Raw genomic sequence first — 7,039 nt, forward strand, 5'->3', positions numbered from 1 at the left:
GGCGACGAGAGGTTCCACCCGGGCGATGCCGCCTTTTGACGCGTCGACGATCATGAGGATGAACAGGCCGACGGCGTATATCTCGAAGAGCGCCACGGAAAGCGCCCATTTTCCGAGATTCGCGCTGAAGAGAGGTTTGGCCCGCTCGACGAAACGTTTTTTGAGCTGTGTGAAGGTTTCCTGAATGATGAGGCGATTGTCGCCGGAAAGGAGAAGCTCCCCTTTGCCGCTCACAAAAAGGAAGGTGAGGAGGAGCTGTTCCTCCGCCGTGAGGGAGAGGTTGGCGATCCGGTCGCTGCGGATACGCAGGCGGTACTGTTTTCCCATTACCCTGGAGAGCAGGGAGAGCGCTTTGCCTGCGAGGGCGTTCTCGGAGGCGATGCTGCTAGACAGAGGAGCGTTTTCCTCGATGGTGAGCGCTCCCTTCACGGCAAGGCCGAGTACCATGGCGGCGAAACAGTGGTCATCCACGGCCATGGTACGGACATAGCGGGCGAATCCCGCTTCGACCCCCTGCGGGGGCGAAAATCGGGGGATGATCGTGCCTGGTTTCGGATCCCGTCCCCAGAGGAACCAAAAGAGAAACGAGATTCCGAGCAACACCACGGGCATGGCCAGATGCAGCGTCCGGTACGGCGAGACGGACCAGCGTTGCAGTTCTTCCGCGCCCTTCAGAGGAGGGGACACGATTCCCTTGGGCCAGGTGTAGACGACGGTGAGTCCCTCGCCTGGAGCGAGAGTCCGGGTGCTCACGACGGATCCGTCGGGAAGCCTCCGGGCGTCGCTTCCCTTTTCACCTCGGCGCCCCGTGTACCATTCAATGCTCTCAAACCCTTCTCCGGGCCTTTTCCCCGGAAGTCGCAGGGAAAAAGTCGCCCCATCTATAGGAAAACTCCATGCATCCCCTGTGACGTTCCAGTACAGTTCGTCGTGTTTCTCGAAAAAGCCCAGCCAGCCCGACGTCGCGTAGTCCAGGACGAAGGTGTGTTGTCCGATGGAGAGAAGACGGTCCGGATCGCCCAGGCGGATCTCCAGGTTTCCCCCAACGCGGGTGATTTCCCAGGGTGTGGGTCCTCCGTCCAGTGTAGCCTCCCGCAGGGAAAATTCCGTGCGCCAGGTTTTTCCCGATTCGTCCGTGTAATCGGTGGGAAAGACCCGGATGATACCCCGGCGGATTTCCTGTCCCTCGGCGTGCAGGGTGATCGCCTCGCGCAGATTCAGTCCGCCTTCTTCGGTCACCTCTCCCGTGACGGAGAAGGAGACGATGCGCTCCTCCGAGAAAGCTCTCCCCTCGAACAACGACAGAAACAGAACGCAGAGTACCCATAGCACCTGAAGCGAGCGGGATCTCGTTTCCATGGATGATTCCCTCCTCTCCTGCGGGAACGTGTTTTCCCGCAGGCATTTCACAAGGAGCCCCGTGCGTCACGTTCCGGAGAGAAAACACCGCGAATCGTGGACACGAAAAGAACGACGGCCGTTTTTTCGAAGAGGACAGCGCGGCTGACGCGCTATCTCGAAAGACGGGGATACCCGCCTCGAACCCTGCGAGCAGGGGTGATTTCGAGACGGGTTTTCCGGTTTCTTTCCGATGTCGTTCCCCTGATCTATTTCAGGGCGATGGAGGTGAACACGGCCTGGATGGCAGGATCGGTCTCGTGATCCTTGCCGACGAGATTGATGGAGATCTTGACCCCGTCCTTGATGCCCGCGTAGTAGGACATGTGCATGGAGGACTTGTCGAAGACGGTTTTGTAGAACGTCAGACCGAGCATTTCCACCTTTTCCGGGCCTGTACCCTTGTTCTGGGATGCGAGGTTCGCCACGCCGCTCTCCGCGTCCTTCTCGGTCATGTTGGATCCGGCCTTTTTGAGTTCCACCATGTAGGAGCCGCTTGAGTTGTAGGTTTGAACCGTGCCGTTTCCGAAATCGCTGAATTCCCATCCCTCGGGAACGAGAAGGCTGAAATCCGCGGACTCCTTCACGGTACCCTTCACGCTCGCCAGGGCCGCGGCGGCGGCAAGAACCACAAGGGCGACGACAAACGCCAGAAAAACGAACCGACCTTTTCCGATCATCGTCTTCGAACCTCCTTCAGGAGTTCCAGTCTTTCCTTCCGATGCCTTCCCGAGAGCCGTCGAAAAAGATCTTTTCCGGTGTCGTGCCATGCGGGAGGAGGGCGCTGCAACATGTTCGGGGCGGCTTCGTGCCGTTCCCGCGTGCCGATGACGCGAAACGCGTCCGGTTGCATCTTGTCTTCCACCTTTCCGGTCAAGGAGACGGGGTGCTACTGAACGACGGCCTTCTTTTCAAAGGGGGCGAGCTGTTCCTCCGGGAACTGCCCTTTCTTGGAGTAGATGTAGTTGAGCTTGGGCAGATCCTTGAAGATGGAGATGTCCGTGACTCCTTCGGTTTTCTGGAGATCCAGGGCGGAGAGGGCCGGAAGAGCCGTGATGACCTCCGGATTCGAGACAGTGGAGCGTACCCGATCGTCCGACTCCGTTGCGCTTTGGCGGGTACCCCGTTCCCGAGGGTGACACGGATGCGGTACATTGCCTCGTGCAGGAAACGGCAGCGAGGACGGGGGGAGTGGTCGCACGCCGTAACCGTAACCGTAACCGGAGCCGTTTTCAGGGTGTAGGCGTGCCCTCTTCCACGGATTCTTCTTCGAGCGGAGAGAGTTCCGTCGAGTTCTCATGCCATCGGGAGGACGGCTCGGCGGACACCGCCTGCCATGCGGAGGTCAATGCCTCCATGCGTTTGTTCACTGCTGGATCGGGCGTGCCGTTCACTCCCTCCAGAAAGACTTCTTCCACGTTCGGGACGGCGAGAAAGAGTTCCTCGGCCTCTTCCGTTTGCCGGAAAGCCTGCAGTGCCGAGAGTGCGAACTCCTTGACGTCTCCCAGACCGAACGCCTCGTGCCAGGGCTGTCCCACCGGGTCGACCAGAGAGAGCACCGCAGTTCGCAGTCCGGGTATGTGCAGATACAGAAACTTGAGAAGCGCCTTTTCCGAAAGGGCTTCCAGAGTGGGTTGCGGGACGGGGCTCTTTTCCAGATCCTTCGGATCCACAAACCCGAGGAGGAGCAGGTCCTTCCGGAAAGCCGTCACGAAGGGAAGCGGATCCTCCGCGACAAAAACCTTGGTCCATCCCGGAACATCGACCACCTGGACAGGCGGTGCGGTCTCTCCGGCGGCAAAGCGTTCCGCCGCGGCAAGGGCTTTCGCGTGGGCCTCGGGCGTTCCCGCAAGTGTCAGATACACGCCGGGAACCTTCGCCTCCAGCAGCGTCGAGAGGGCTTTCGCCTCGCCTCCCGCGACGAGAGAGAACGAGCCGAGGAGGTCTTTCAGGTCGCTGTCGTTCAAACCGTAATGACCGAGGATGTCCAGCAGATCCGTCACGTTCCGTGCATCTTCGTCGCCCGACGCGGCGGCGGCCCGAACTTCCGCCAGGGCGACGTCGGTGATAGGCAGCCTGCCTCGGGCGGCGAAGAAGGGCGCCTGTTCGCCGAAGAGCGGCAGTGGGTGTGGCGGCAGAGGCGTGAAGGCAGACAAGGCCTCGTCGGAAAAGAACACCCTGGCGAGGTTGAGAAAGGCCGACAGACGCCACCCTTTCTCCTGGGGGGTGAAGCCCAATTCCAAGCGGAAGGGGACGTCCCTAAGGGGGAGAAACTCCCCCATTTCCTCCTGGATGGATTTCACGAACATGCCGTTGTCGGCAAAGTAGAGAAAATCCGGCGTCGTGTATTTTCTTGGAATGACCAGACGTTGTCCGGCGTTCTCCAGTGCCTCCAGTCCGGCGGTGAGATCCTCGGGAGCGAAGCCGAGAAGAAGCGTGTCTTCCTTGGCGGTGACCATTGCCAGGACCATGCCGTCGGAGATGATCAGATACGTGGCGTTCTCGTGGAGAACGAAGTCAAAAGCGCCTTCAGCGGGATTGTCGAGAAGGGCGTCGAGATCGCCCGGTTCCGCCGTGCCACCGGCGATGCGGTCGAGGATCGTGCGTTTTTCCGGGCCGAAGGAAAGCGCTCCCTGGAGACGGAAGACCCAGTCTTTGTAGCCGAAGGAGACCGCGACGGATTTGACGGGAACGCTCCGGAGCCATTCCGCGACGAGCGCCCCTTCCGGGAACATGGTTTCCACCGACGGAGCGAGTTCGGTTGCCATGTCCTTCACATTTTCCAGGACCACCACGGCGAAGATCGCGTCCTCGGGCCAGGGTGCGAGGGCATTCCTGGGTGTGGCCAGTGCGGGAACGGCGATCAGGCAGAGGAGCGCGCAGACAAGAGCGAGAGTCCGTTGCCGATGCATGGGGATACCTCCTTTCCGAAAAGAACATCGGGGATGCGTCATTTCACGAGGAGCGCCACGGCGATCCCGGCAACGATAAGGGCTATCCCCAGGTAGAATTGCGTCCTGGCGCCGCTTTCTCTGCTCTTGATCACCTCATCCTCGGATTTCACCGACACGATGAAGGGTTTCCCCTTTTCCGAAGGGCTTCCGATCCGCAATTCTCCCGAGGAATCCTTTGCTTCTCCCACGACGTAGAGCGGGTGCCCCAAAGGGATGATCTTCTCCGAATAACGGAAGCCCAGCGTTTTTGTTCCCGTCTGAATGGAGGCTGCGTTGAAAAAGGAATAGGTGCGGTTGCTTTCGTAGGGCTCAAAACGATCACTTCCATCCTTCAGGTCCAGGGAGGCTCCGTCGAGGTCGAGGGGAATACGGATTCCTGCGGATTCCAGATAGAGCGGAGAGGCGCTTTTCTGAGAGGAGACGTTCTCGGAGGAGCGCATCCTGCGCCGTTGGACGTTCCCTTTTTCGTCCCTGGTCGTCTCCTCGCGCTCGAACTGGCGTTCCACGGTGGCGACAAAATAGGCGCAGGGGATATTTCCGTGGGGGGAGCGGAGTTCTCCCTCCGTTGCGGCTTTTCCGTTGGTCTCGACAAACTCCCGGTAGTTTCCCGAAAACCCCTGCTCGGTGATGGCCTTCCACGCGGCGTGGAGTTCCGCGAGAGGTGTGGCCTTCAGAAATTTCAGTTCCGTGACGACGCCCTCGCTCTTTTTTTTCTGGATGAAGGCGAGATAGGCGCCTCCCAGAGCGAGAACCGCTCCGATTCCAAGAGAAAGCGGGCTCATGGACATCTCTCCTCTCCGGTCCTTTTCTCGAATGGCGACACTTTCCGGCGAGCCGCGTTTCTACTCCTTCGTCCGGGATTTTTTCCGAACCGCTCCGCTCCTCCGGCGAATCTCCGGGCCGCCTTGTTTTGCGCTCGATCCGGGGGCCGTCAGAAAAGCGTCTTCAGAATGTCGTCGTACTGGTCCGCGTAGGCGGCGACGGTCTGGAGCGCGCCGAGCAGTTCGTTTTTGTCGAGATTGGCCCCCGCCAGCGAGCAGGAGAACATGATCGTGCCGTCGAAGACGAGGCTGAATGCCCCAAGGGGTACCGTGGCATTCAGCCGGAGAAGTTTCTCGCAGAGGCCCTCCTTCGACGGATCCACGTTTTCCACGAGATAGGAGAAGACACGGACGAGTACATCCTCGGCATGCCAGGGGAGAACTTGGATCTGGATGGTGGCGCTGCCGAAGGGAAAGGAGTGGAGATCCTCCACGCTGGTCAGATCCTCCGGGTCGAAGAGTTCACCGAGAAGCGCCGTCACGGTGTTCTTCGTCTTCGCCAGGAGTGCCTCGTTGCTTCCGTCCTTGAGCAGGGCGAACTTGCGCATGATCAGACCCCTCCTTGTCCCATCTTTTCCATGAGCTTCGCCATCTCCGCTTCGAGCTGCTGGTCTTTTTCCAGTTTTGCGAAGGGGTCATCCTGAGGAAGGGTGCCTCCCATTTCGGAGAACGCCTGGGCTTCCGCCTCCATACCCTCGATTTTGCGTTCCATTTTCTCGAATTTGGCAAAGGCTCCGCTTCCCGTGGCGGTTCCCATGGCGGTGGAGAATTCCTTCTGCGCCTTCGCGGCCTGAGATCTCGCCACGAGAGTGGATTGTTTCATCCGTGCCTCGTCGAGTTTCATTTTCAACGCATCGAGCTGGGAGCGGAGCTGTGCGGTGGTGACGGAAGCCTGAGCGGTCATGGTCTCATACTGTTTCGCCTGCCCGTCGAAGGACAGTTTCTTCTCCAGCGTCTGACGGGCCAGATCGGCGTTACCGGCCTTCATCGCCATGCCGGCTTTCTCTTCCCACTGGCGTGCCTGTTCGCTCGCTGCCGCGTGCTGTTTGCGGAGGCTCTGTTCGTTTGCCATGGCCTTTGCCAGGGAAGAGGTGGCTTTGGTGAGCCCTTCTTCCATCTCCACGATCATCTGCTTGACCATCTTTTCCGGATCCTCCATGCGGTCAAGCATGTCATTCACGTTGGCTTTGAAAATGTCCGTCATTTTGCCGAAAATGCTCATTGCCGCACCTCCTCCGTGCACGTTTTCGGGGCGCCTGATTTGATGCTTTCCGCCCGAACAGATAGTTCCCTTTTCCTTCTCCGGCTTCCGGGGTGTCATGTCCGGAGTGCCTTGTCGGGAGTGTGCCTACCGAAGTCCCAGCCTGGTGGCGATTTCCGTGATCCGGGATGTCCGGTCTCCTCCGGTGACATGCAGTTTGCGGTAGATGTGACGCAGATGGGTTTTCAACGTGTTCCGGGTGATGGCCTCGGTATCGGCTATTTCCTCGTTGCTCCGGTCCTCGAGAAGGAGCAGGACGATGCCCGCCTCCTTTTTTGTGAGAGAAAAAGGATCGAGTTGTAATCGCAGTAAAAGCGTCGCTCGAGTCGGGTTTCTACCGCGCCTTTCCCGAAGTTCGCCATCCGGGTGCTCTGGAAGATGCGTTTTTGCGCTCACGGAACGCTCCCTCCCGATAGGGAATTTTCGAAGACGGATGTTTATGTGAATAGATGATATATTATAGAAAAAACAGGAAATCACTTCTGTCTGTACTCTATGAATCCGCTTTCGAAAGTAGAGGAAGTCTCTCCGCCTGTCCATCACCCCTCGGGGAAGAGTGCGGGTAGGATTTCCCGCCGATTTCGTGGAGAAACAAGGGTGGTTTC

Annotated in this window: 8 protein-coding genes; all 8 read right to left on the bottom strand. The window is 59.0% G+C overall.

Annotated elements, in window-relative coordinates; genetic code table 11:
• The coding region (locus tag Q1K49_RS11025) for a DUF2207 domain-containing protein (RefSeq protein ID WP_300525982.1) at nt 1–1,359 on the bottom strand (1,359 nt) is incomplete at its 3' end.
• A 248-nt stretch (nt 1,360–1,607) separates the two neighbouring features.
• Nucleotides 1,608–2,078: a hypothetical protein gene (locus tag Q1K49_RS11030; RefSeq protein ID WP_300525984.1), complete on the bottom strand. Its 471-nt coding sequence runs from the start codon at nt 2,076–2,078 to the stop codon at nt 1,608–1,610.
• A 209-nt stretch (nt 2,079–2,287) separates the two neighbouring features.
• The gene (locus tag Q1K49_RS11035) at nt 2,288–2,599 is read right to left on the bottom strand and encodes a hypothetical protein (protein ID WP_300525985.1); all 312 of its coding nucleotides are present in this window, start codon (nt 2,597–2,599) and stop codon (nt 2,288–2,290) included.
• Between the two features lie 31 nt (nt 2,600–2,630).
• Nucleotides 2,631–4,310: a hypothetical protein gene (locus Q1K49_RS11040; RefSeq protein WP_300525987.1), complete on the bottom strand. Its 1,680-nt coding sequence runs from the start codon at nt 4,308–4,310 to the stop codon at nt 2,631–2,633.
• A 38-nt stretch (nt 4,311–4,348) separates the two neighbouring features.
• Entirely contained in the window at nt 4,349–5,134 is a 786-nt protein-coding gene (locus Q1K49_RS11045; RefSeq protein ID WP_213694568.1) for an E3 ubiquitin ligase family protein, read from the bottom strand.
• Nucleotides 5,135–5,283: 149 nt separating this feature from the next.
• Nucleotides 5,284–5,721 carry a YbjN domain-containing protein gene (locus tag Q1K49_RS11050; RefSeq protein WP_213694567.1) on the bottom strand — a complete coding sequence of 146 codons (438 nt, stop codon included), beginning with the start codon at nt 5,719–5,721 and terminating at the stop codon, nt 5,284–5,286.
• Nucleotides 5,722–5,723: 2 nt separating this feature from the next.
• Complete coding sequence (locus Q1K49_RS11055) at nt 5,724–6,395, bottom strand: PspA/IM30 family protein (protein ID WP_213694566.1); 672 nt, start codon at nt 6,393–6,395, stop codon at nt 5,724–5,726.
• Between the two features lie 126 nt (nt 6,396–6,521).
• On the bottom strand, nt 6,522–6,830 hold the full coding sequence (locus tag Q1K49_RS11060; RefSeq protein ID WP_213694565.1) for a helix-turn-helix transcriptional regulator: 309 nt from the start codon (nt 6,828–6,830) through the stop codon (nt 6,522–6,524).
• Between the last annotated feature and the right edge of the window lie 209 nt (nt 6,831–7,039).

This window comes from Aminiphilus sp., from assembly GCF_029975095.1.
In the GTDB taxonomy this organism is placed as follows: domain Bacteria; phylum Synergistota; class Synergistia; order Synergistales; family Aminiphilaceae; genus Aminiphilus.

Coding starts and splice junctions, on each gene's coding strand:
- Q1K49_RS11030 (WP_300525984.1), bottom strand. CDS start 2,078: ATGATCGGAAAAGGTCGGTTCGTTTTTCTGGCGTTTGTCGTCGCCCTT.
- Q1K49_RS11055 (WP_213694566.1), bottom strand. CDS start 6,395: ATGAGCATTTTCGGCAAAATGACGGACATTTTCAAAGCCAACGTGAAT.
- Q1K49_RS11045 (WP_213694568.1), bottom strand. CDS start 5,134: ATGAGCCCGCTTTCTCTTGGAATCGGAGCGGTTCTCGCTCTGGGAGGC.
- Q1K49_RS11040 (WP_300525987.1), bottom strand. CDS start 4,310: ATGCATCGGCAACGGACTCTCGCTCTTGTCTGCGCGCTCCTCTGCCTG.
- Q1K49_RS11050 (WP_213694567.1), bottom strand. CDS start 5,721: ATGCGCAAGTTCGCCCTGCTCAAGGACGGAAGCAACGAGGCACTCCTG.